The organism is Enterocloster sp. OA13 (assembly GCF_022440595.1).
Lineage (GTDB): Bacteria > Bacillota > Clostridia > Lachnospirales > Lachnospiraceae > Enterocloster > Enterocloster hominis.
The window spans coordinates 6,513,843-6,538,613 of the sequence record NZ_JAKNTF010000001.1 but is presented as its reverse complement, the minus strand read 5'-3'; the positions used below and the strand labels follow the sequence as shown (position 1 = coordinate 6,538,613).

The window sequence follows — 24,771 nt, the reverse complement described above, 5'->3', positions numbered from 1 at the left end:
TTTTTCCTATCTATATATATAATATAAATTTGTCCTGTTTTTTAAGAAAAACAAACAGACCAATTGCAAGTGACAAACCAGCTACCACAACTCCATAGACAATTAATCTTATATCTGGAAATGCACCATCCAAAACAATCGTCCTAAATTGAGTTATATACGAATATAGTGGATTAAAATGTTTAATCATCCACATTAATTCAAATGGCAATTGTTGAATGGGATAAAATATAGGTGTTAAATATGTCCATGCTGTAATAAACGCTCCATATATATACTGAATATCTCTAAAAAACACTGTACCCTGAGCCAATAACAATCCCAGCCCAGAACAAAAAACATAAACTTCTAGCAATATAACCGGTAAAAACAGCATATAGATATTAAATTTCACTCTGCATGCAATAAAGACAATAAGCATTGCTCCCAATGCAAATAGCGTGTTCACAAAAGAACTGGTGATTTTAGACAATGGAAAAATATATTTAGGTACGTATGTTTTTTTCAATAAGGCAGCATTTCCAGTAATAGACCACATAGCCTGATTTGTTGATTCGGACACGAAACTAAAAATAGTCTGTCCAATTATTAAGTACACAGGATAATTCACTATATCCCATCTAAACATATTAGAAAAAACTATTACCATAATTCCCATAATCATCAAGGGATTTAGAATACTCCAAATGTACCCCAAAAAACTCCTTCTGTACTTAAGTTTTATATCCTTAGCAACAAGTTGCATAAACAAAGGCTTATAGTGAGCGAATGTTTGTAATCTTTTTATTGTAGTCTTCATTTTACATACCTTTCACTTCTAAATTGAGCTTACCTTAAACTTTACATTCAATAAGCTATGTGCTATCCAATATGATTTATAAGATGACCATCGTAATATTTTAATTGCCATGTTCTTGTTTTTATAATAGATATCAGGATACTTTTTCTGTAATCGAGCGTCATATTCTTTACATTCTTTTAATCGCTCTCTTGATGCAGGATAACTCAATAAAATTTTAATTTTCCCAGCTACTACGCGGGCAATAATACCTGCCACATAATTTTTATGTGCTATTGTGCAGGGTATCGTTTTTCCTAATTCATCATAAAATTCTGTCAAAGATTGTATAACCTTATCATAATTTCTCTCATTCTTTTGCATTTTTTCTATACTGACACTTTGTCCCACTCTACCAATGCGGTACATATAAACATTATCCTCTAAGAAACTGATAGTTTTCACATAAGGAATGGGATAGGTAATCAATTCTGTGTCTACATAGTAGCAATGAGTATCTATTGATATATTATTCTCTTGTAATATTTTAGTCTTAATTGTCAAATTATGAATTTTAATATATAATTTTTCTGCTATATCAGTAAAAATATAAGATTGTTTATATTGGACACTACCAAATGGTTCCTTCAATTCTGGCTTTTTGTAAAAAGAATCTTCGTCACCACTATGGTTATCAAAAGCCCATAGGAAACCGGAATACACAATATCATCATCACATATTTTCAAATAATTAACCAAATTCTTAAAAGCGCCTTCTTCTACCCAATCATCTGCGTCTAACACTTTGAAATAATATCCCTGAGCATACATTATCCCATAATTTATTCCTGAACCATGCCCTCCATTCTCTTTCGTAATCACCTTGTAACTATCCGGATACTTATCTGCATATTTTTGAGCAATATTTTTCGAAGAGTCTGTAGAACCATCATTCACAATAATCACTTCAATTTTAGATAGTAATTCTTCCACACATAACGAGTTTAAATTTTTCTCCAAATATTTCTCTGCATTATAGGTTGGAACAACCACCGTTAATATTTTTTCGTTTTTCATTTATATTACCTTTGTATCCTTTTCTTTCATTATTCCTTCCGTACTTTCCTTCATAAACATAATCTTCGGTGTCATAAGAATAAGTCTCAAATCCAAAAAAAGTGAATAGTTTCTAATATATTTTAAATCCAATTTCAGTTTATCGTATGACGTTGTGTTATACTTGCCATAAATTTGTGCATAACCCGTTAACCCAGCTTTCACTTTCAAACGATAACAAAATTCTGGAATCTCCTCTTCTATCTTTTCCGCAAGTTCTGGGCGCTCCGGTCTAGGTCCCACTACGGACATCTCGCCCTTTAATATATTCCACAGCTGTGGCAGTTCATCCAATCTGGTTCTTCTGAGAAACTTCCCGATAGGTAATATGCGTTCATCATTTTCTGCTGCCAGTCTAGCCCCCATTCCTTTTTCTGCATCTTGTATCATTGTCCGAAACTTACATATGCAGAACTCCTTTCCGCCTTGAGTCAGCCTTTTTTGGCGATAAAATATAGGTCCATAATCTGTACATTTTATTAGTAATCCGATTATGATAAAAAAAGGGCTTGACACAATTAAACCCACTATCGAAAATATCACATCTAAAGCTCGCTTTGTAACTAACTGTTCTATTTGCAAGCCTTCATTACGTGATAGCAATAGTGGTGAGTCAAAAATATCCAGTTCGGAAGATGTACGAAGTAAAATATCAGATATTTTAGGTACGGTATATGTACGTATGGATTTCTGAAAGCACAATTTCATTAATTGATTTCTTTCATGTGCAGGAATATCGCCAATAATCACTGCGTCAAATTTCACTGCTTGTTTTATAATCTTTTGTATTCCCTCAGAAATATTCACCGCACTATCTAAATAGTACTTATCCTCTCTAGAGTTAATTTTTTCTCTTAGATGAAAAGCTGGACGTTCGCCATATACAAGCAGTAATCTCTTTGGTGGAAACATCTTTCGATAAATCCATTGAAAAAAATTTGCCCAAACAGCAACAATCACAAAATCAAGTAACGTCATCAAAAACATAGGGTATACTGGATGCAACTTTTTATCAAGAAGAGCAATTTGTAAATAAGAAATTATATTCACAAAAATAATGGATAATATTTGTGACCAAATTAAATTACCTATTTTCAAATAGGCGATTTTAAAACCGCCATAAGTTTTATAAAAGAAAGCCATCAATGCTGCATACAAAGCAACCATCAGCCAATTTCCTCGTCGCCAAAACGGGTCTTCTATAATCTTATTGTAATACCCTACCCAAACAAACCAATAAACAGCTACGACCAGGCCAATAGCATTAATGGCATATATAAATTTTATCAATCGTTTATACTGGCTAAACTTTTTCACTTGTATTTACCTTTACTTGAAACTTATTCTTCCTGCGTCTTCTATAAGAATACACCAGAAACTTATATAGATGCAATAGAAAATATCTTCCACATTTACTATTACCTATTCCGTTTACACTATATACTATCTTTAGAATCTGACAACCCCATCATAATTAAAAGCAACATGATTGGAGCAACAATTGGAACACTGATATTCACAACAGCTTGGGCGCCATAACTTATAACCGAATATACAATTGCCATTACAGCCGGATTTCCACCAGACCTACGAATCATCCTTACAAGTGATGAAATTAATAAGTTAAGATATGCTATTATGCCAACTATCCCCAATGTAACAAAATACTGTAAATACTCATTATGAACACTTTCAAATTTTTGATTATAAATTCTTAACATTTCATCATAATACTGCGTAACTGTAAGTATGCCAAATGTATCCGGTCCAGACCCAAATAACTTGTGGGATATCGGAAAATCTTTATAAATTCGAATTGCCAATCTCCAAATATATCCTCTATTCGTTCCCCAATTATTATCTAAAACTAGGTATGCTTGCAAACTCCCATATTTATCGCCATTACCTCGGAAATTAGCGTCATATAATATATATGCAACTATAGCTACAACTACAATAAGCATCCCTAACCATATGTTCCTGGCAATCTTAGTTTCTCTAGGCTGTTTCTGCGCACTATCCATCGTATACAATGCAACCACAAACACCCACAAAGCCATGGTAATAAAGGGCAATAAACTAAAATCGGATATCATATTAAAAATGCCGCTTATCTCCAGCACTCTATCAGCCCATTTATCACTTATAAATCCAATCAGCATAAACTCTGAACATATAATAGCTAAAATAGAAAAATAATTTTTTATACCTCTCATTTTATTGAATAGGTATAAAGGCATCATACCCAATAATGCTAATAACGCCAAATAAGCATTATCGCTCCCCCCCATCAACAATGAACAAAATGCCACTATCATGCATAGCGCGTACCATACTTTTTTAGCAGTCTTTGTTTCCATAGAAAACAATACTGCACTTGCTCCTGTAATCAACGCTATATACGATGTATATGTGTTAATATTACCAATCGTGGAAGTAAAAATATTATAATCATATGGAGAAATATTATCTTTAAATCCAATCGGATCAATATTAAAAAAATGCAAAATACCAATAAGGCTCACAACGACACCAGCAGCTAAAAACACATCTAAATACCACTGCCTAAAATTCAGACACTTACTAATAATAAAAAAGCAAATACCGTATAATAAAATCAAAAAAAGTCCACAAAATCTTCCTTCATTTCCCCAAAAGGATTCGTAAAAATAATCCGATTGCAAAGTTGAGATTGTTGCTGCCACTATAAAAGCAATCATAGCCCAATCCACAAATCTCAATGAACAGAAAGAAAAACTACTTACTATTTTTTTTAGGGTACCCCCACCAAACTCTCTCATATCTTGATGTAAGAAAATACAAGCAGTAATTATTACCGCAATTATCATGCCAATTATCACTGCACAATAATAATAGTATTTTACATCAAGAAGGTTAAAATAATAGTGCTGAAAAACTAGCGGAAGTCCAATAAGTATTAATAAAGTACCTGCCATTGCTATAATACTATTTACTTTTCTCCAATGTGTTAAAAAATCAATTTGTTTTTCTTTCTCTTGTGCTTCCATCCTATAACCACTCATCTCTCTATCCTATATTTTATAAAATATAAATTCTCTATAAATAAACAAAAAAAGGCGGAAATTCATAATGCCATTACAGTATATCATTTTGCTCATAATAACGCAACTTTATAAATCCATCCTTTAAAAAACTATGCATATTTTTACCAATATTTATGACTTATATTTCAAGTATATTGCGGACCATATCCTCAATAGAGACTTTTTTCTTAAAACAAAGCCCTTTAAGTTTAAAATCATCCTAATCAGACTTGACTATTTTGGGATATCACTTTCATATTCTTCGATAATTTTCCATATACGAAGTATAATCAACTCGTAATGCAATTAGGAATTTCAAAAAGTATTTCAAAAAGAAAAAGGAGAGTGCATTAATTATGAGAAAGCAGACAAAATTAGTTGCTGTATTATCAACAGCAGCACTGCTCGCTATTGGTGCATCCATGACTTCTTTCGCAGCTCAGGGTTGGGCCGAGGAAGATGGTACTTGGGTATACTACGACAGGAATGGCGACAGAGTAACTGATAAGTGGGCTAAGTCCGGTAACAACTGGTACTACTTAGACAGTGATGGCGAGATGGCTATCGATACCCTGATTGAGGATGGCGATAACTACTACTATGTAGATATCAATGGCGTTATGGCTTCCAATCAGTGGGTAGCTATTGAAAATGAAGATGCCGGTGAAGACGATGAGCCAGATAATTACTGGTATTACTTCCAAGCAAACGGTAAGGCTTTAAAGAATAGTGGCGATAATGTTTCTTTGAAGACAGTAAATGGTAAGAAATATGCTTTTGATGATGAAGGCAAGATGCTTTACGGATGGGTAGCAAAAGACAATCCAGAGCGTATTGATAACACGGACGGTGAAGGTTTCACAGATGGTGATTACTACTTCGGCGATGCGGACGATGGTGCTATGACCACCGGATGGTTACAGATTGATATTACGTATACCGATGTTGATAATGATACTTATAACGCAATTTCACCTGTATTTACAGATGATGAAGACCAGACCCGTTGGTTCTATTTCCAGTCTAATGGTAAGAAAGTTAAATCTGATGATGCTGACAGAGTAAAAGAGAAGACCATCAATGGTAAGAAGTACGGATTTGACCAGTATGGTGCAATGGTAGCTGAGTGGTCTGCAGATATCTATGAAGCTTCCAAGAGTGGTGTTGATATCGTAGCCAGCAAGAGTAATTCTGAGGTTGGTAATTCTGTAACAGCTAAGTATGCTCAGCAGTGGAGATATTTCAACGATGTTGAGAACGGTGCAAAGCAGAGCAGGGGCTGGTTCAAGGTAGTATCCGCAGAATATCTGAATGATGAGAAGTATGATGATGATGAGGATGCCTGGTACTATGCTGATGGAAGCGGTGATTTGTATGCAGGTGACTTCAAGACCATCAAGGGCAAGAAGTATGCATTTAGGAATGATGGCCGCATGGTTGATGGACTGAAGTTTATCAAGGAGGAAAATGGCGGACTCACAGTTAAAGCTGACGATAATGATGAAGCAGCTTTTGGTCCGTTCGATACAGAGGATGATTTCCTTAATAATGCTCCTAAGTACGAGAACTCAGGCTATAAGTGCTACTACTTCGGCGGTGGTGATGATGGTGCCATGAGGACCAATAAAGCTACGATTTCAATTGATGGTGATAACTACAACTTCTTCTTTGAAAAGTCTGGAAGCAACAAGGGTGCTGGTAAGACAGGCGAGAAGGATAGCAAGTACTATCAGTCTGGTATGTTGCTGAAGGCAGGCTCTGATGAGAAGTATCAGGTAATCCAGGCTGTTACTGGCGGATATACCAAGCTTGATGATGTAGATGCATTCTTAGGCGAAGTTGGTACGAAGGTAAGTGCTAAGGGGAATGTGACTGATGCTGATGTAGCAGAAGCCAATAAGGTAACAGGCGTTTCCTTCAGCAAGAAGACCGCAGATTTGTCTGAGTTGTATGTAATTGATTACACTGGTTTAAATACAGGTGACTTCAAGCTGGTTAATACATCTGGTAAAGTAATTGACAGCAAGAGCAAGAGCAAAGACGGCAGCGATTATGTATACGTAACCGATAACAAGGGTGTTGTTAGAATCATCTATGTTGAGAGTTAATTATACACAGGTAGTAGTTTTGCTCAAATAACAATTTAAGGGGGAGCGTTGTGACTGATTGGGATATATGATTAGTCGCAACGCTTCTTTTTTGTTTACAAGATTACTTAAAACATTCAATACGTATATCTAGGAGGTACTAATTCATGCTGAAAAAGCAATTAGTGGTATTTGGAATGGCGATGGCACTATCTGTGGGGGCTGCGTTTCCGGCCTTCGCAGATGCATCAAGCAGTATAACTATGGAGAATAGCGGTGCTTACCTGTTTGAGTGGCGTCCAGTAGACTGTGGGGATGGCGTGTCCTTTGCCATCCTTGTAGGCGGAAACACGATTAATGAGAGCAATGTCATATTGAACCGTGGATATGATTATGCCTACACATTTGAACCCGCAACGTATTCAAGACCCTGGGGCACGGTACCGGATTTGGTGAATGTGGACGGTGTCTGGGCGATTCCGGAGAACTGGCCTTCTCTTCCGGAAGGAGCCCAGCCTACCTTACAGATAGTACTTAAGACCAACTATAAGAATCTGGACACGGATAAACGGTATATACATGTTGTCCATCTTCCTGGCAATGTGGATTCATCCAGTCTGCCTCCGGAAGTCCGCAAATATCTGATTAACGTGGATGGCTCTGATGCAGGTGCCTACGAAGGGACAGAAACCGCTGGATGGGTACAGAATGACAGCGGTCAGTGGACTTTCCGGAAACCGGATGGGAGTTATGTATCCAACAGTTGGCTTACTGTAGATGAGAAAACATATTACATGGATGAAAATGGTGTCAGGTTGACAGATACCTATGCCCCGGACGGAACCTATGTCAATCCAAACGGCGAAAAGGTAAGCTATAAGCCGGGCTGGGTTTCCGATGAAAAGGGCTGGAGGTATATACAGAAAAATGGGTATTACGCCGCCGCAACTTGGATTCAGGATACGGATGGAAAATGGTATTACTTCAATATTGGGGCTTACATGGCGGTTAACACCACAACCCCGGATGGCTTTTATGTGGATGAGAGCGGTGTATGGAATGGGGAATCTAGTACTATTTCCAATAATATAAACCCAGGACCAGGAGGGTCAGGTTTTGCCGGTTGGGAGAATACGGATAACGGCTGGAAATACAAGCAGGAGGATGGCGCATACGTAACCAATGCTTGGAAACAGGCTGATGGGAAATGGTATTATTTCGATGAAAATTCTTTAATGGTTATAGACCAGCAGACTCCGGATGGCTATAATGTTAATTCTGATGGTGTATGGGTAGAATAGACATTCTCTGAGACTTATTCGGTAGATATAGTAAAGCTATGGCATAAAGAGTTTATTTTAGATTAATAAAAGACCTTCTATGATAAAATCGATATTATAGAAGAGGGAGTTTCAAATTTTGTGCCCCCTCCCCAAAAACTGATGTAAGACAAAATCACACAGTTTTTTGGGGGGTATCATGGCAAGAAAAAATGATATACCATAGAAAGCCGCTATGCGGAAACTCATGAAAGACTACTTAAAACAGAATGATGTAAAAATCAAAGGCGGTTCTGATGTGAATGCCATCATAAAGGATATGATGTCAGTCATTTTGGGAGGAACTTTGGATGAGGAACTAAGCTATTCCAAGTACGATTACCGGAACAAAGATACGGTGAACAGCTGGAATGGACATTTACAGAAGACCATCTATACCAGCGATGGAGACATAGGGGCTTGATATTCCCAGAGACCAGAATGGGGATTTTGAACCGCAGATAATCAAGAAATAGCAGAACACAGCCACGCAGGACATGGAGGAAAAATCATCTCCATGTATGCAAGGGGGATGGCTACAAATGACAACGAGAGCCATATGCGGATTTTTTGCGGCATCAACATCTCTGACAGCACACCATAAGCAGCATCACAGCAAGGTATTTCTTATCGTAAAAGAATAGCAGGAACGCCCTCTGGATGGGATTTACGCAGTCGTATTCCCGAATGCAGTCCATTACCATATACGTAATGAAGGGCATGTTGTGAAGCAGGCTATGGCATAGTCATAGGGATTGGTATGGATGGCAGGAAAGACATCCTGGGCATATATGTGGGACAAAACGAAAGCGCAAAGTTCGGGCTGTCCATCCTGAACAGTCTGAAAACCCAGGGAGTAAATGATATCCTGATTGCGTGTGTGGACGGACTGACGGAATTCCCCAAGCCATTGAAGCGGTATACCCCCAAACGGAGATTCAGCAGTACATAATCCATCAGATTCGGAATACTACGGTTTCTATCCTATAAAGTAATCAAACCCCTGATGGCTGATTTAAAGCGGGTATATACCGCACCAATAGAGGATGCAGCATTGGTTGGAGGCCTTGGAAGATTTCGGAGACGAATGGGATGCGGAGTACCCCAAAATATCAAAGTCTTGGAAAGAAAACTGGTTCTATACTGAATGTTGGAAGTGTGCTGAAAAGCACTTCGGGACTATCCCAAAGATTGTGTAAACCTCCAAACTGATGTAAGATAAAATCACACAGTTTGGAGGTTTTATTATCGCAAGAAAAAACGACACACCACAGAAAGCTGCTATGCGGGAGCTCATGAAGGGCTATTTAAAACAGAATGATGTGAAAATCAAAGACGGTACCGATGTGAATGCAATCATGAGGGACATGATGTCGGTCATTCTAGAGGGTGCTCTGGACGAGGAGCTGGACGAGGAACTGGGCTATTCCAAATACGATTACCGCAACAAGGATAGGGGCAACAGCCGCAACGGACATTCCCAAAAGACCATGCATACCAGCTACGGCAATATGGGGCTTGATATACCCAGGGACAGGGCCGGGGAGTTTGAACCGCAGGTCATCAAGAAATATCAAAACACGGTCACTCAGGACATGGAGGAAAAGATCATCTCCATGTACGCAAAAGGGATGACTACGGATGACATCGGGAGCCACATGAGGGTACTCTATGGGATTGACATTTCCGACAGCACCATAAGCCGTATCACAGACAAGATACCCCCCATCGTAAAAGAGTGGCAGGAACGCCCTCTGGATGAGATATACGCCGTTGTATTTCTGGATGCAATCCATTACCATATACGCAACGAAGGACGCATTTCAAAGCAGGCGGTATACATCGCCATAGGGATTGGCATGGATGGAAGGATGGATGTCCTGGGGATGTATGTGGGGCAAAATGAAAGTGCAAAGTTCTGGCTGTCCATCCTGAACGGATTGAAAAACCGCGGAGTGAATGATATCCTGATTGCATGTGTAGACGGCCTGACGGGATTCCCCCAGGCAATCGAAGCGGTATACCCCCAGATAGGGATTCAGCAGTGCATCATCCATCAGATCCGGAACACAACGAAATTCGTATCCTACAAAGAAATCAAGCCGCTAATGGCTGATTTAAAGCGGGTATATACTGCACCGACAGAGGATGCAGCCTTGGGTGCCCTGGAAGATTTCAGTGAGAAATGGGATGGTAAGTACCCCAAGATATCGGAATCCTGGAGAGAGGATTGGGCAGATCTGTCAACATACTTCAAATATCCAGAAGCGGTGAGACGCCTGATATACACGACAAATACGATAGAGGGGTTCAATCGCCAGCTACGGAAAGTGACAAAGTCAAAGACGGTATTTCCTTCTGATGACAGCCTGTTAAAAATGCTATATCTGGCGATGATGGACATCACGAAGAAATGGACCGGGCACCTCAGGACTGGGGCCAGATTCACTCCCAGCTGGAGATATATTTCGAGGAGCGTTTATCCTGATTATAAGCAGAAGCGGGCTGCCAAATCAGTTTTTCTTGACATGCCCAAAAACAGCATTATAATACAGAGGAAGGGCAAGGCCCAAAAAACGGCTTTACCCTTTGGTAACCAATGACATATCTTGTATCAGTTTTTTGAGTTTACACAAAATTTAAAACGGTCTCGCTGAAAAGCACACTTCCAACATTCTTTTGATTGTAATAAAATACATCTATAAGAAGCCTCCCAAAACCATTACTCCGATTAAAGTTTAATGTATACGGAGATGACCCTTATAGATGTACCCTAATTATACCAAGACTTTCCTTGGCTTGGAAGGTGTCTCGATTAAAAAAAATAGTCCAGGCGGACTCTTTCATTAAAATTTTTATCCTGTCACAACCGACAGAACAGACCTGCCTCTGCTGTGGGGCTAAAACCAGACGGGTCCATGATTACCGTCTGCAGGAGGTCCAGGACATCCCATTACGGGGCAAACACGTAATCCAGGTCCTTCGTAAACGGCGTTACCTCTGTACCTCCTGCCGCAAACGTTTTACGGAACCCTGCTCTTTCCTGCCCAGCTACCACCGCAGGACACGCAGGCTTGCATTCTACATTGTCTCCCTGCTCCGCCAGACCTTTTCCGTGAAACAGATTGCTGGGCTTACCGGTGTTTCCGTCCAGACGGTCTGCCGGCTCCTGGATACCATCAGCTATCCTCCGCCCGACCGGCTCCCTCAGGCACTTTCCATTGACGAATTCAAAGGGAACGCTTCCAGCAGCAGATATCAAAGCATCCTGGTTAATCCGAAAAAGCGGCGCATCCTCGATATCCTTCCAAACCGGACTCAGAGTCATCTGGCTAATTATTGGCGTAGTAACCTCAGGAAAGAATGCCTAGAATGTAAAGTTCTTCATCTACGACATGTGGCGGCCCTATATAGCGCCTGCACGGACGTTCTTCCCAAACGCAAAGATTATTGTGGTTAAATACCATTTCATCCGCCAAATCACATGGGCCATTAAATGTACGCAGACGGCTTCAGAAGCCCATGCCAATTTCCCTGCGTGGGTATTACAAACGTAGCCGCAAGCTCATCCTGACCCGCTATAAAAAGCTAAAGGACGAGGACGGGCTTGTAATCTGATGCTTCTGTACAATGAGGCCTACGCTAGGCGCACCGCATGGGGAGTGGTTTTATGATATCTGCCAGATGAAGGCCTACCGTCAGCAGCGGGAATCCGTTGACTGGATTGCGGATGCACCTGGCTTCGGGATTAAAAAATTTGAGGACTGTGTCAAAACCTACAGAACCTGGCGGATGGAAACCCTGAACGCCTTCAAATACGAGCTGACCAATGGTCCATCAGAAGGATTCAACAACAAGATAAAGGTATTAAAACGAAGTAGCTACGGAATCCGGAACCTCAAGCCCTTCCGGACTCGGATACTCCACTGTACATCATAGGATAATGCGAAAGCTTATTTGGCATGCTCAAAATCAGCAAAACTTGGAACCATGCATAAAAAGTGCCCTTATCATAAAGCCGCAAAACTAAAAGGACTAAGTCCTATCTAATATAGGATTCAATCCTTTTTAGTTGCGTAACCATTACTTTTTGTCTAACTTTTTGGGGCCAAATCACAAAAACTAATTATTCCACACACCATCTGCTCCCACATAGTAGCCATCAGGTGTGGTCTGATTTGTAACCATCAGAGAGTCGCCGTTAAAGTAATACCACTTTCCGTCTACCTCTCTCCATGCATTTGTTACATAATTTCCATCAGATAATTTATATTTCCAATTATCTCCAGACGCCTCCCAGCCTTCAGCGTCAGCCTCTGATGTTGCACCTGGTCCAAGATTCTTTGTGTTGTCAATGGTAGACGGCTGTCCATCCCATACACCGTTAGCGTCTACCCGGTAGCCATCTGGTGTAGTATCATCGATTTCCATATATGTTCCAATATTAATATAATACCATTTCCCGTCATCACCTTGAATCCAGGTAGCGCCGGCATAATAACCGTTTTTCTGTATATAACGCCATCCCTTTTCATCGTGATACCAACCTGGTATATAATTCGTCTTTTCACCACTTGCATTTACATAAATCCCATCAGGAGTAATTGTATCTGTAAGCATGATTCCATTTTCATTCATATAATAGGATTGGTCGTTAACCTTTAACCATCCATTTGACACAAACGTACCATCCGGCTTCCTATATTTATATTGGCCATTTTCCTGTACCCAACCAGAGGTAATGGTTCCATTATATGCACCTGCATCGGATCCATCTACATTAATCAAGTATTTTCTTACTTCCGGTGGCAATTCTGCACTATTTACATTACCGGGAAGATGGACAACATCTACATATCTTTCATTACTGGACAGATTCTTATTGTTGGTATAAAGAACAATACGTGTAACTGGCTGACTTCCTTCCGGCATGGATGTCCAATTCTCCGGAATCCCCCATACTCCATCAATATTAACCAAATCCGGGACTTGTCCCCACGGCCTTGAATACTCCATTGGTTTAAAAGTATATGCATAATCATACCCTCTGCTCAGTATGACATCACTTTCATAAATCGTATTACCGCCTACTAGAATTGCAAAGGAATGGCCATCTCCACAGTCCACAGGACGCCATTCAAAGAGATATGCACCGCTGTTTTCCATGGTTGTTGCAGCGCTATCTGCCATTGCAGGAAAAGCTGATGATGCAGAAATCAATAATGCCAACACCAATGGTCTAAGCTTTTTATATATCATATATTTCCTCTCCTTTATTCTTATTAAAAAAGAAGCGTTGTGACTTAATTTAATATTAAATCAGTCACAACGCTTCCCCCTAAATCATACTACTAAGTCTAACTAACTAATAATTAGTCTTCGCTGTAGATAGCAAGAATTTTTCCGCCCTTTGCAGTAACGTATACGAAATCACTACCATCAGTGCTCTTGGTCTTGCTGTCAATAACCTTACCAGATGTGTTTACTAAGAAATAATTATCAGAAGACAGGCCACTGCCACCATTAATCATGTACAGATCCTTGATATCTTCACCCTTCTTGTTAACACCAACTGTTGCTAACTGTGCTTCTTTGACTGCATCAGTACTATTGGTGTGATCAGCATAGTTGCTAGCAGTAATAGCATCTAAGAAATCATCAACATCAGCCAACTTCTTATATCCTTCTTCAGTTGCTGTGCTAACCTTCTGAATTACCTGATACTTCTCATCCTTACCAGCTGCAAGCATCTTACCAGACTGATAATACTTGTCATCCTTCTCACCAGTTAAACCAGCACCCTTCTTGGAGCCAGACTTCTGGAAGTAGAAATTAAACTTATCGCCATCGATATCAATGCTGGTCTTGTTGGTCTTCATAGAACCATCATTACCATCACCGAAGTAGTAGCAGCTATATCCCTGCTTCTCATACTGAAGGGCACTATCATTGAAGTCATCCTCAGTATCGAATGGAAGAGATCCATCATCATCAGCTCTTACGCTTAAGCCTGTACCCAAATCCTTGATGAACTTCAGGCCATCAACCATACGGCCATCATCACGGAATGCATACTTCTTACCCTTGATGGTCTTGAACTCACCAGCATACAGATTGCCGCTGCCGTCTGCATAGTACCAGGAATCCTCATCATCATCAAACTTATCGTTGTTCAGCCATTCAGCTGCAACTACCTTGAACCAGCCCTTGCTGATTCTGGAACCATCTTCTACGCTATTGAAGTATCTCCACTCCTGAGCATACCTAGCAGTAACGCTGTTTCCTGTTGCTGTGCTGTTATCGCTATGTGCACGATCAGCTGTAGCCAGCTTATCAGCATCTTCACGATCCAGAGACCACTCAGCTGTCATAGCACCATACTGGTCAAATGCATATTTCTTACCATTGATGGTCTTCTCTTTTGCTTCTCTTGCTCCATCAGCCTTAACTTTCTTACCATTAGACTGGAAGTAGAACCAACGTGTCTGATCCTCATCATCATTAAATACAGGAGCAAACTCGTAATCGCTGGTTGCTTCATCATATGTGATATCCATCTGTAACCAACCAACGGTCATTGCACCGTCGTTCTCGTCACCGAAGTAATAGTCACCGGTCTTGAAGCCATCACCGTCTGTATTGTCGATACGCTCTGCGTTGTCTTTTGCAACCCAGCCGTACAGCATCTTACCTTCTTCGTCAAAGGCATACTTCTTGCCGTTAACAGTCTTTAATGCGATGTTGCTGTTATTTCCGTTGGTTAATGCTTTACCATTAGCCTGGAAATAGTACCAGTAATTCTCTGGCTCATCATCATCGCCTGCATCCTCGTTCTCGATAGCAACCCACTGATTAGAAGCCATAACGCCATTAACATCTACATAGTAGTAGTTGTCGCCATCCTCAATCAGGGTATCGATAGCCATCTCGCCATCGCTGTCTAAGTAATACCAGTTATTACCGGACTTAGCCCACTTATCAGTTACTCTGTCGCCATTCCTGTCGTAGTATACCCAAGTACCATCTTCCTCGGCCCAACCCTGAGCTGCGAAAGAAGTCATGGATGCACCAATAGCGAGCAGTGCTGCTGTTGATAATACAGCAACTAATTTTGTCTGCTTTCTCATAATTAATGCACTCTCCTTTTTCTTTTTGAAATACTTTTTGAAATTCCTAATTGCATTACGAGTTGATTATACTTCGGATAAGGAAAATTATCAATAGTTTTTTTGCATTTTTTGCAAATTCTACTAAAAATGCGTAAATTAGACAATTTACCAATGGAAGCTTTCCAACTCCATCACACGCATTTAGTATAGTATAAATCCGAGGAAAATACCATAACATTTACCTGTGCATTTTCTTACGTAATTATTACAAAAAGCAAAGGTCTTTCGAAATTTGTACTTATATTTGTACAATTTGAGGGTAATAAAAAATGATACCCGATTTTTGGTATCAGGTACCATTTTTCTGATGCTCATTTTATTGACATTTATTTTGCCAAAACAGCGCTGTATGCTTCTGCCATTCCCTTGTCCTGGATTAAATCGTAGTATTCCTGAACCATTGGAATCATCTCGCTCAGGTCTTCGTGCCAGTAGTCTTCACGCTTCATGATGTCTTCTACAGAGGCAGTCTTCATGAACGCAAGGATTTCTTCGCCGTCATTTGCCTTATCGGTACGGTAGAAGGAGATAAGGGCCGCCATGGAGAAAGTCAGGGCTGCAGGGTATTTTCCAAACTTCTCTTTGTATTCCAGTATGGTTGGAAGGACACGTACCTGGAACTTGCTCACGGAATTAAGGGCAATGCTTAACAGCAGGTGCTTAATAAATGGATTGGAGAAACGCTCCAGCACAGCTGCGCCGAACTTACGGTTGTCTTCTGTATCCCCTATGGTAGGAATGATTTCTTCAAAGATGCATTTCTTAAGGAAGGAAGAAACTTTTTCATCCTTCATGCATTCACCTACTGTCTCAAGCCCATAAAGATATGCGCCTAAAACCATGGAGGTGTGGCCGCCGTTTAGGATACGGACCTTTCTCTTCTTATATGGATGCACATCGTCGGTCCACACAACATTGTAGCCGGCTTTCTGGAATGGAAGCTCGTCCTCATGATGCCCGCCGATTACCCACAGATGGAAAATCTCTGCTGTATCAATTAACTTATCTTCGTAGCCAATCTTTTTTGTCAGTTCTTCTACTTCATCTCTCGGATAACCGGTAACAATACGGTCTACCAGTGTGCTGCAGAAATCATTGTCCGTTTCAAGCCAATTTTTAAAGCCATCTTCCAGCTCCCAAAGATCTGCATACTGAAGAACGCATTTTTTTAAGTTGTCGCCATTGTCATCAATCAGCTCGCATGGAAGGAGAATCAGACCTTTTAATCCTGCTTTGTACCTTTTATATAAGAACTGACACAATTTTGCAGGATAGGACTTGGGCGGCATATCGCTGAGTTTTTCTGTTCCAAGATATTCAATTCCGGCTTCTGTTGTATTGGAAACCAGTACCCTTAAGTCAGGGCTTTCTGCCAGGGCAATATACTCCTCATACTGTGTGTATGGATTCAGCGCTCTGGATATGGATGTTACATGGGTATGCTCATTAACTACTTCTCCATTATCAATGCCGCGGAGAAACAGATTGTATTCGCAGTTCTGGTCGGCCAGCATCTGGCACATTCCTTTTTCAATTGGCTGCACTACAACGATTTTTCCATCATATAAGCCCTTTTCCTGAAGTTTGTGGAAGAAGTAATCTACGAATCCACGCAGGAATCCGCCTTCGCCAAACTGGATAACTGTCTCTTTTACATTATTGCTCATGTCTGCTACCTCCATAGGATTAAAAATTGGATTGCTTTTTGTAAGTGCTTACATTTTTACATATGAAGCACTATCGCTTTATTTCTGAGATTACTATACAACATTATCTAAAAATATGCAAGGGATTTTAATGGAAAATTGTAAGTGTTTACATTTTCAAAAAAATCCTTATCCACTCACTCATACAGGAATCTTATATAAGTTCTTAACATCCGGCTTTTACATGTGAATTTTGTAGGATTCTTACATGGGGTTTTGAAATACAACATTTTCCAACAAATCCAGTGTAGTGACATGATGACTTCTGGTAAAACTCAGCAGGATATTTTTCTGAGAGTGCAGGTAAAAAAACGGAGGCGTAGCGGGCTACGCTGAGTATTTTTAACCTGTGCTATCAGGAAAATAGACAAGGAGGTTTATCTGAATGCCATCGTGTCAGTACACCAATGTATTTGACATCCCCGTCATCTAATAACTATGGTTCGGTATCATTTTTATAAACAAGGGTAAATCATACAAACCACCACACAAACAATGCCACAGGGCAGAAAAATGACTTGAAAAGCTTGAACACAGCCAATACTATTTTACTCTGAAAAATAGGTAATATGACAAGCACGGTAATTGGCGGTTGTAAAATAAGTCCACAAAAAGCGGCCGCCAGATTTCTCTGACAGCCGCCTTGTTACAAGCTTTTTCAAGATGTAATGTTGAAGATATAAAGTTAAATTACTTCAGGGTAACCTTAGCGCCTTCAGCCTCTAATTTAGCCTTAACATCCTCAGCCTCTTCCTTGGATACGCCCTGCTTGATTGCCTTTGGAGCGCCATCAACTACGTCTTTAGCTTCCTTAAGGCCTAAGCCGGTAACTTCACGTACAACCTTGATGACTTTAACCTTGTTTGGACCAACCTCGGTCAGCTCTACGTCAAATTCGGTCTTCTCTTCAGCTGCTGCTGCGCCAGCGCCTGCTGCTGCAACTACAACGCCTGCTGCTGCGGATACGCCAAACTCTTCCTCACATGCTTTTACTAATTCGTTCAGTTCTAATACGGATAATTCCTTGATAGCTTCGATAAACTCAGCGGTTGTTAACTTTGCCATTTTATGTTCCTCCTGTTTGATATTTAGTATTTGGTATTCGGTATTACATGTTAAATGTTGTTTTAACTCATCTTCAGTCCCTGATGGGCCTGAATGATGTTCCAATCTTATTCCTTATCATTGATTATATATCTATTGATACTAATCACTGATTCCTAATCAGGCAGCTGATGACGCCCTGCTGTCCCATGCAAAAGATAAGGTGATTATGCTTCTGCAGCCCCACCGTTCTTCTCCGCAATCTGATTGAGTACGCGGGCCAGGTTGGTGATAGGAGACTGGATGCTGCCAAGCAGCTTGCCCAGCAGGATTTCCCTGGATGGGATGGTTGCAATAACCTGGGTTCCGGCCTGGTCGTAGTAGGTTCCTTCAACGATGGATGCCTTCAGCTCCAGCTTAGGTGCTGTCTTAGCAAATTCTGCTAAAATCCTTGCAGGAGCGGTCGCATCTTCCTTGGATACTGCTAATGCGGTCGGTCCTTCCAGCTGTGGTTCAAGTGCTGCAAATTCGGTTCCTTCTGCTGCACGCTTAATCAGGGTGTTCTTGTATACCTTGTAGGTCACACCAGCTTCCCTTAATTTCTTACGCAGCTGGGTATCCTGCTCTACAGTCAGACCGCGGTAATCAACGATGACTGCGCCTGCAGCGCCTTCAAGTACTCCCTTGATTTCGTCTACAACTGGCTGTTTTAATTCAACTTTTGCCATGAATGGTTTACCTCCTTATTTTATTCTTGCATTGAAAACCGTCATAGCATGGAATACATAAAGACCTCTCTGCCATATGGACAGAGAGGTCTGCAAAATCTCATCATGAATAATCAGAGTTTTGTATGTTCCTCGGCAGGCGGTTACGCCTTACACCTTACGGTACCTGCTGTCTCAGGGCATTCAATACTGTGGTATCATATCACATTGTATGATTGATGTCAAGCCTCATTTTACTGCGGGATGACACCGTCTATATTACTGCAATCAATTAGTTGACCAGCTTACCTACATTCAGCTTAACGCCAGGTCCCATGGTTGAGGTCAGGGCAACGCTCTTAAGGTATGCACCCTTAACTGTGCTTGGCTTCGCTTTCATGATTGCATCAATAAGCGTCTGGAAGTTGTCCGCTAACTGCTCCTCTGTGAAAGAAGCTTTTCCTACTGGCACGTGAATAATGTTTGTCTTGTCAAGTCTGTATTCAATCTTACCAGCTTTGATATCGTTGATGGCCTTGGTTACGTCCATGGTCACGGTGCCAGCCTTTGGGTTTGGCATTAAGCCCTTGGGTCCAAGTACACGGCCCAGACGGCCAACAACGCCCATCATGTCAGGAGTAGCTACAACAACGTCAAAATCCAGCCATCCGTCGTTCTGGATCCTCGGAATCAGTTCCTCAGCACCAACGTAATCAGCACCTGCAGCCTGAGCCTCGTCAGCCTTTGGTCCTTTTGCAAATACTAAGATACGTACGGTCTTACCTGTTCCGTGAGGCAGTACAACGGCGCCACGGATCTGCTGGTCAGCATGACGTCCGTCACATCCTGTTCTGATATGGACTTCTACAGTCTCGTTAAATTTTGCAGATGCATTCTTCTTAACTAATGCGATTGCGTCTGCTACGTCATAAAGTGCAGTACGGTCTACATTCTTTATAGCCTCTGCATATCTTTTACCTGATTTCATTTTAATAACCTCCTAGTGGTATTGACGGGGAATCTCCCTCCCACGTTCATATAACGGGAAAATGCTCCAGTAACCCGGTGCCTTGCTCAAGGGCATACGGATTCATACACCAATTCTTATTCCTCGACGGTAACGCCCATGCTTCTTGCAGTTCCTGCAATCATGCTCATGGCAGCTTCTAAGCTGGCGGCATTTAAGTCTGGCATCTTGGTCTCTGCAATCTTCTGAAGGTCAGCCTTCTTAAGGACAGCAACCTTGTTCTTATTAGGAACAGCGGAAGCGGTCTTGATGTTGCAGGCTTTCTTAATCAGTACTGCTGCAGGCGGGGTCTTGGTGATGAAGCTGAAGCTTCTGTCCGCATATACGGTAATGACTACAGGGATGATCATATCGCCCTGATCTGCTGTTCTTGCGTTGAATTCCTTGGTAAACTGAACGATGTTGACACCGTGCTGACCAAGTGCTGGTCCAACTGGTGGTGCTGGTGTTGCTTTGCCAGCTGGAATCTGTAATTTGATATATCCTGTTACTTTCTTTGCCATCTTAGGCACCTCCTAAAATTATGTGGTATTGTCGGGAATGTCCCTCCCACCAGCCCTTGCCCTGCAAAAGCTGATTCTTTGTGTTGCAAAGGACCGCCTACATCCTCTTGACTTCAGCAAATCCCAGTTCAACCGGTGTCTCACGGCCAAACATTTCTACATGCATTGTGATGGTTTTCTTGCTGTCGTTAATCGCCTTGATGGCTCCGACAGTATCCTTCCATGCACCGGAGATAACAACAACCATATCTCCAACTTCAAAATCGACTAAGACGTCTTCTTCTCTCCTGAAGCCCAGGCTGGCCATCTCTTCTTCTGTCAGAGGAACCGGTTTGGAGCCCGGACCCACAAAGCCCGTGACACCGCGGGTGTTGCGCACCACATACCATGTGTCGTCATTCATGACCATGTTGATGAGCACATAACCCGGGAACATCTTCTTGTCAGCTTTTTTCTCCACACCGTTCTTAAGCTCCACTACAGGAAGCATGGGTACGGATACCTCTAAGATCTGGTCCTGAAGGTTTCTGTTTTCAATTGTCTTCTCAATATCGACCTTGACTTTGTTCTCATAACCTGAGTAGGTATGGACTACATACCAATGTGCTTCTGACATACAATCACCCTCGCCTTTAATTCAATCCCTATCATGAGTTTGCTTCACTTTATAAAATAAAGCTTAAACCAAACTTCATGACCAGGTCCAGGACAGCAATTACCACGCCGATGAAGATTGACATGAACAGCACTGCCACTGTCTGTTTTGCTACTGTTTCCTTGTCAGCAAAGACGATTTTCTTGTACTCTTTTTTCAGCCCTTTGAAAAAGCTAGGCTTTTTCTCCTTCTTAGCTGATTTCTTCTCTGCCTTGTCAGCCTTGGCCGTTTTTTCTGTGGTTTCTACAGTTGACACTGTATTCTCTTCCATATTATCACGTCCTTTACTGAACAGGATTACTTGGTTTCCTTATGCATGGTATGTCTCTTGCAGAATCTGCAGTACTTCTTGGTTTCCATACGGTCCGGATGAGTTTTCTTGTCCTTAGTCATGTTATAGTTGCGTTGTTTGCATTCTGTACATGCCAGTGTAATTTTTGTGCGCACGACTTCCACCTCCACTTATATTATCGTAGTTCACATTTTGCTGCTTAGATACTTAATTTTGAGCATAAAAAAAAGACCTAAGCTCTTCCATTCGCCTGACTACTATACCATATATATGTCGATACGTCAAGGTTTTTTAGGTCTTTTTTCTGGCTGGTTCCCCATGTGTTCCGCATAGTTCCACATGGTTTCCGGATGTATTTTGTCCTGTCCTGTTTGGTTTTCCTTTTATTTATCCTGCTTCTTCTTTTGTCCTCTATCCTTTTGTCCTGTCTCTTTTTGTCCTATCCTGTTTCCCCTTCTATGGCGAAGACAGAAGACCGTCCCCCCTGTGAGGAGGATTACCGCTGCGGCCATTACCGTATATTGCAGCTTTTTGTCCGGGCCTTGATTTTCCTCCGGCTCACCGGGCAGGCCGGATTCCATATTTTGGATATCATTTTCTTCCATCAATTCCGGTTCCTGGACGGGTATTGCATTTTCACCATCATCTTCCTGGGCCTCACCGGCTTCCCCTGCTGATATGCCGCTTCCGGCAGCCATGGCATTAGATGGCGTGGCTGTGGCAATGGGTCTGGTTGCTATTGGGGATGACTGGGATGGCTGGGACGGCAGGGATGGCGTGTAATGATTCCTGCTGCGGCCTCCTCCCCGCCGAATCGGGCCTTCCGGTGCATCAGTTTCCCCTTCCGCACTGCCTCCTGTGCCGGAGGAATTGCCATAGGAGCTGCCTTTACCGCTTCCGTATGAATTATAGCTGTTTCCGTATCCGCTTCCCCCATAACCACCCCATCCGTAGGAGAAGGTCAGGCCCTGTCCGGTATAATCCGGTATGGCCACCCTTATCTTGGGGGTGTCGATGGCTCCGTCCGGCCATTCTATTCTGGCCTTCACATAAAATGAGCGGTTATCTGACTGGAAACGGTAGGTCAGGTATTCATCCTCCACAATACTGCGGTTCAGGATATTGCCTGGCTCCTTCAGGAAATTCTCATATTCTGCCGTGCCCTGGCCGCCTTGGGCAACGGATGTCTCCACACGGTTCTTTTCCTTTGTCCATGACTTTCCGTCTTCACTGCGGTAAATGTACAGGGCGGTGATATCAGGGGGCAGGTTCTGGAACCGCAGCCTGGCGGTTCCGCTTCCATCTGCATTGATGTTCATGAGCAGGGCTTCCGTGAGATATGTTTCCGGATTCTGCCCCGGGGGTTCCGGTTCCGGCTGGGGCTCGGTTTCATCCGGCGGAACAGGCTCAGGAAGAGGGGCAAAATATAACGGACTGCCTTCATTGAATTCCGGGCTTACTTTTATCTGCTGCTCCTTATTCCTGCAGACAATGGCCGGGGTATCCGGTTTTGTATTGTCCAATTTTATTTTTCCCTGGTTTAAATTCAGTTTTCCATTGCCTTCCACTGAAATCAGGCGGTCCGGCCCGGTAATGAGCAGATTCGGGTCATTGATGATAAGGGAACCATTGCCCCTGATCCTGATAATGCCGCCTGACCCGTCTTTTTCCCTCTGGATTTTGATTTGGACCGGGCCATGGTTTGGATTCCGGGCCGTATTGCGGTTTCCGGTCTTTACGGTCTGGTCTGAGTAACGGTTAGCTCCGGCTCCATCAGTTATGGGCGCTCCCAACAATATGGTTTCATCCGTAATGACCAGTTCTTTGGAGATAACACCAATCTTATTATCTGTCCCTGTTTGGCGACTATACCATTCATTCAGTTCAGCAGGGGTATTTATTTTCTCTTCTGTTTCCGGTGTTCCAGTTTCCTGCTGCACGGTTTCCTGAGCAAAAACAGATGTTCCGGGCAGTTTTCCGCTTCCCGGCAACCACAGGCAGATGGATGCAAGTATTGTAGCTGCAAGTATGATCTTGCCTCTGTGCAGCATTGACACCAGCTTCGCCTGTTTGATATTTTCAGGCATTGGCACCGGAGACATTTTCTTAATCCCTTCGGTTCTGTTCTGTACCATACGCATTGTCCTTTCTATATGTATCTTTTATTATACTGTGGGCAATATGGGGCGTCAATGCATGCTTTCTTACGGTTTTTGTATTGAAATCCAATCGTAAAACACGGCCACGGAAGCGGGGCGGCGGGAGGGGGGGATGGATTCAGGGGATGGATTCAGATGATGGATTTAGATGACGGATTCAGACTACGTTTTAGAATTGCAGGGTTTTAATGTTTACTTATTACTGCCCATGTCCGATAAAAATCGTGACAAAATACACATGTTCCATCCCGGCTTTTTTCAACACCCGTGTACATGCTTCAATGGTGCTTCCAGTGGTATAGATGTCATCTACCAGGATTACGGAATGGATATTCGGGGGAATGTGTCCTGCTGTAAATGCCTGTTCCAGGTTTTTCAGGCGGCCTGATGGGTCTAATGATTTCTGCGGGGCAGTCTTTTTGCTGCGTTTCAGGATTGATCTGTCTACAGGTATTCCTGTCTTTTCAGACAGCCGCCATGCCAGTTCTTCTGCCTGATTGAATCCCCTTATCCTTAAACGGGACGGATGGACCGGGACAGGTACCAGGACGTCTGCCTTCATACGCAGGATCCGCTTCCCCAATCCCCTGAACATGGCTTCACTGTAAAAGTCCAGGTATTCGCGCTTGTTGTTGTATTTTATCTGAGCCATGGACTTACTGGCAATGTCATCATAATTAACCAGGGAAAGGCCGTAATCAAAGCTCCTTCTGTGCTTTGTACAATCATAACAGTACTCAATGGTGTCGCTTAGTACCTCCTTTCCGCATTTTTTGCAGGTTGGCCTGTGCACCCAGGACAGTTTTTTCATACATTCAGGGCAGATGAGATTGCCCCTGGGCATGACAATCCGGGCGCAGACAGGACACCGGCGCGGGAACAGGAGGTCTAAGAGATGGCTGGTGATTGATTGGATTGGGTTCATTTTCGTGGTTCTCCGTTTTGTATGGATTGTTTTGTCTTCTCATGGGATATGTTTGACTTCATTGACAGCCCGGTGGGCTTAGGTGTCTTAGGTGTGTGGGTATAGATATAGGAAGCCAGAATTATGATGTGGAATTTTAATGTCAGAAGGGACATCTGGGGTATATTGATTACACTAACACAGATTTCTTATAAAATCAACTGCTTATAAAGCTGTAGC

The 24,771-nt window shown here is 42.0% G+C and carries 23 protein-coding genes, 1 pseudogene and 1 other annotated feature; of the genes and pseudogenes, 8 read left to right on the top strand and 16 right to left on the bottom strand.

All coding sequences use genetic code 11. The features are described from left to right. Positions 1 to 10 precede the first annotated feature (10 nt). From MCJ35_RS29310 to MCJ35_RS29295, 4 genes are all read right to left on the bottom strand, one after another. Positions 11 to 799: an ABC transporter permease gene (locus tag MCJ35_RS29310; RefSeq protein ID WP_025483948.1), complete on the bottom strand. Its 789-nt coding sequence runs from the start codon at positions 797 to 799 to the stop codon at positions 11 to 13. A gap of 18 nt (positions 800 to 817) precedes the next feature. Continuing rightward, positions 818 to 1,855, bottom strand: a complete 1,038-nt coding sequence (locus tag MCJ35_RS29305) for a glycosyltransferase family 2 protein (protein ID WP_025483949.1) — start codon at positions 1,853 to 1,855, stop codon at positions 818 to 820. Beyond that, positions 1,856 to 3,211 (bottom strand): sugar transferase, encoded by a 1,356-nt coding sequence (locus MCJ35_RS29300; RefSeq protein WP_025483950.1) that lies wholly within the window; start codon positions 3,209 to 3,211, stop codon positions 1,856 to 1,858. Between the two features lie 119 nt (positions 3,212 to 3,330). Next, positions 3,331 to 4,938: an O-antigen ligase family protein gene (locus tag MCJ35_RS29295; RefSeq protein ID WP_240299741.1), complete on the bottom strand. Its 1,608-nt coding sequence runs from the start codon at positions 4,936 to 4,938 to the stop codon at positions 3,331 to 3,333. A gap of 377 nt (positions 4,939 to 5,315) precedes the next feature. Between MCJ35_RS29295 and MCJ35_RS29290 the strand changes: the two genes are divergently transcribed. The 8 genes and pseudogenes from MCJ35_RS29290 to MCJ35_RS29255 all read left to right on the top strand — a co-directional run bounded on the left by MCJ35_RS29290 (position 5,316) and on the right by MCJ35_RS29255 (position 12,304). Beyond that, positions 5,316 to 7,067 carry a PspC-like choline-binding domain-containing protein gene (locus MCJ35_RS29290; RefSeq protein ID WP_240299740.1) on the top strand — a complete coding sequence of 584 codons (1,752 nt, stop codon included), beginning with the start codon at positions 5,316 to 5,318 and terminating at the stop codon, positions 7,065 to 7,067. 146 nt (positions 7,068 to 7,213) lie between these two features. Beyond that, a complete protein-coding gene (locus MCJ35_RS29285) occupies positions 7,214 to 8,347 on the top strand; it encodes a PspC-like choline-binding domain-containing protein (protein ID WP_025483952.1) in 1,134 nt (377 codons plus the stop codon). 226 nt (positions 8,348 to 8,573) lie between these two features. Further along, a complete protein-coding gene (locus MCJ35_RS29280) occupies positions 8,574 to 8,789 on the top strand; it encodes a hypothetical protein (protein WP_240299739.1) in 216 nt (71 codons plus the stop codon). Positions 8,790 to 9,125: 336 nt separating this feature from the next. Beyond that, positions 9,126 to 9,317, top strand: a complete 192-nt coding sequence (locus tag MCJ35_RS29275; RefSeq protein ID WP_025483955.1) for a transposase — start codon at positions 9,126 to 9,128, stop codon at positions 9,315 to 9,317. 331 nt (positions 9,318 to 9,648) lie between these two features. After that, positions 9,649 to 10,853 (top strand): annotated as a pseudogene (locus MCJ35_RS29270) (IS256 family transposase). A gap of 318 nt (positions 10,854 to 11,171) precedes the next feature. Next, positions 11,172 to 11,825 (top strand): transposase family protein, encoded by a 654-nt coding sequence (locus tag MCJ35_RS29265; protein WP_240299738.1) that lies wholly within the window; start codon positions 11,172 to 11,174, stop codon positions 11,823 to 11,825. Further along, positions 11,761 to 11,922, top strand: a complete 162-nt coding sequence (locus MCJ35_RS29260) for a transposase (RefSeq protein WP_240299737.1) — start codon at positions 11,761 to 11,763, stop codon at positions 11,920 to 11,922. The genes MCJ35_RS29265 and MCJ35_RS29260 overlap by 65 nt, the downstream gene beginning before the upstream one ends. Positions 11,923 to 11,995: 73 nt before the next feature. Next, positions 11,996 to 12,304, top strand: a complete 309-nt coding sequence (locus MCJ35_RS29255; protein WP_353656093.1) for a transposase — start codon at positions 11,996 to 11,998, stop codon at positions 12,302 to 12,304. Positions 12,305 to 12,487: 183 nt separating this feature from the next. Here the strand turns inward: MCJ35_RS29255 and MCJ35_RS29250 are convergent, their stop codons facing one another. The 12 genes from MCJ35_RS29250 to MCJ35_RS29195 form a co-directional block, all read right to left on the bottom strand. Then, entirely contained in the window at positions 12,488 to 13,624 is a 1,137-nt protein-coding gene (locus MCJ35_RS29250) for a PspC-like choline-binding domain-containing protein (RefSeq protein WP_025483960.1), read from the bottom strand. A gap of 113 nt (positions 13,625 to 13,737) precedes the next feature. Then, the gene (locus MCJ35_RS29245; protein WP_240299736.1) at positions 13,738 to 15,492 is read right to left on the bottom strand and encodes a PspC-like choline-binding domain-containing protein; all 1,755 of its coding nucleotides are present in this window, start codon (positions 15,490 to 15,492) and stop codon (positions 13,738 to 13,740) included. Between the two features lie 368 nt (positions 15,493 to 15,860). Continuing rightward, a complete protein-coding gene (locus MCJ35_RS29240) occupies positions 15,861 to 17,201 on the bottom strand; it encodes a tagaturonate reductase (RefSeq protein ID WP_025483962.1) in 1,341 nt (446 codons plus the stop codon). A gap of 729 nt (positions 17,202 to 17,930) precedes the next feature. Then, a complete protein-coding gene (gene rplL, locus MCJ35_RS29235; protein ID WP_008726244.1) occupies positions 17,931 to 18,305 on the bottom strand; it encodes a 50S ribosomal protein L7/L12 in 375 nt (124 codons plus the stop codon). Positions 18,306 to 18,511: 206 nt separating this feature from the next. Beyond that, positions 18,512 to 19,012: a 50S ribosomal protein L10 gene (rplJ, locus tag MCJ35_RS29230; protein WP_008726242.1), complete on the bottom strand. Its 501-nt coding sequence runs from the start codon at positions 19,010 to 19,012 to the stop codon at positions 18,512 to 18,514. A gap of 49 nt (positions 19,013 to 19,061) precedes the next feature. After that, positions 19,062 to 19,209 (bottom strand) — a sequence feature (ribosomal protein L10 leader region). A gap of 74 nt (positions 19,210 to 19,283) precedes the next feature. Further along, complete coding sequence (rplA, locus tag MCJ35_RS29225; RefSeq protein WP_008726240.1) at positions 19,284 to 19,979, bottom strand: 50S ribosomal protein L1; 696 nt, start codon at positions 19,977 to 19,979, stop codon at positions 19,284 to 19,286. A gap of 116 nt (positions 19,980 to 20,095) precedes the next feature. Then, a complete protein-coding gene (gene rplK / locus MCJ35_RS29220) occupies positions 20,096 to 20,521 on the bottom strand; it encodes a 50S ribosomal protein L11 (RefSeq protein ID WP_008726238.1) in 426 nt (141 codons plus the stop codon). A gap of 97 nt (positions 20,522 to 20,618) precedes the next feature. Continuing rightward, positions 20,619 to 21,137 carry a transcription termination/antitermination protein NusG gene (nusG, locus tag MCJ35_RS29215; RefSeq protein ID WP_008726236.1) on the bottom strand — a complete coding sequence of 173 codons (519 nt, stop codon included), beginning with the start codon at positions 21,135 to 21,137 and terminating at the stop codon, positions 20,619 to 20,621. Positions 21,138 to 21,186: 49 nt separating this feature from the next. Next, positions 21,187 to 21,447: a preprotein translocase subunit SecE gene (gene secE, locus MCJ35_RS29210; protein WP_008726234.1), complete on the bottom strand. Its 261-nt coding sequence runs from the start codon at positions 21,445 to 21,447 to the stop codon at positions 21,187 to 21,189. A gap of 26 nt (positions 21,448 to 21,473) precedes the next feature. Beyond that, positions 21,474 to 21,623 (bottom strand): 50S ribosomal protein L33, encoded by a 150-nt coding sequence (rpmG, locus tag MCJ35_RS29205; protein WP_008726232.1) that lies wholly within the window; start codon positions 21,621 to 21,623, stop codon positions 21,474 to 21,476. 228 nt (positions 21,624 to 21,851) lie between these two features. Next, the gene (locus MCJ35_RS29200) at positions 21,852 to 23,603 is read right to left on the bottom strand and encodes a hypothetical protein (protein WP_240299735.1); all 1,752 of its coding nucleotides are present in this window, start codon (positions 23,601 to 23,603) and stop codon (positions 21,852 to 21,854) included. A gap of 223 nt (positions 23,604 to 23,826) precedes the next feature. Then, positions 23,827 to 24,552, bottom strand: a complete 726-nt coding sequence (locus tag MCJ35_RS29195) for a ComF family protein (protein WP_025483970.1) — start codon at positions 24,550 to 24,552, stop codon at positions 23,827 to 23,829. Between the last annotated feature and the right edge of the window lie 219 nt (positions 24,553 to 24,771).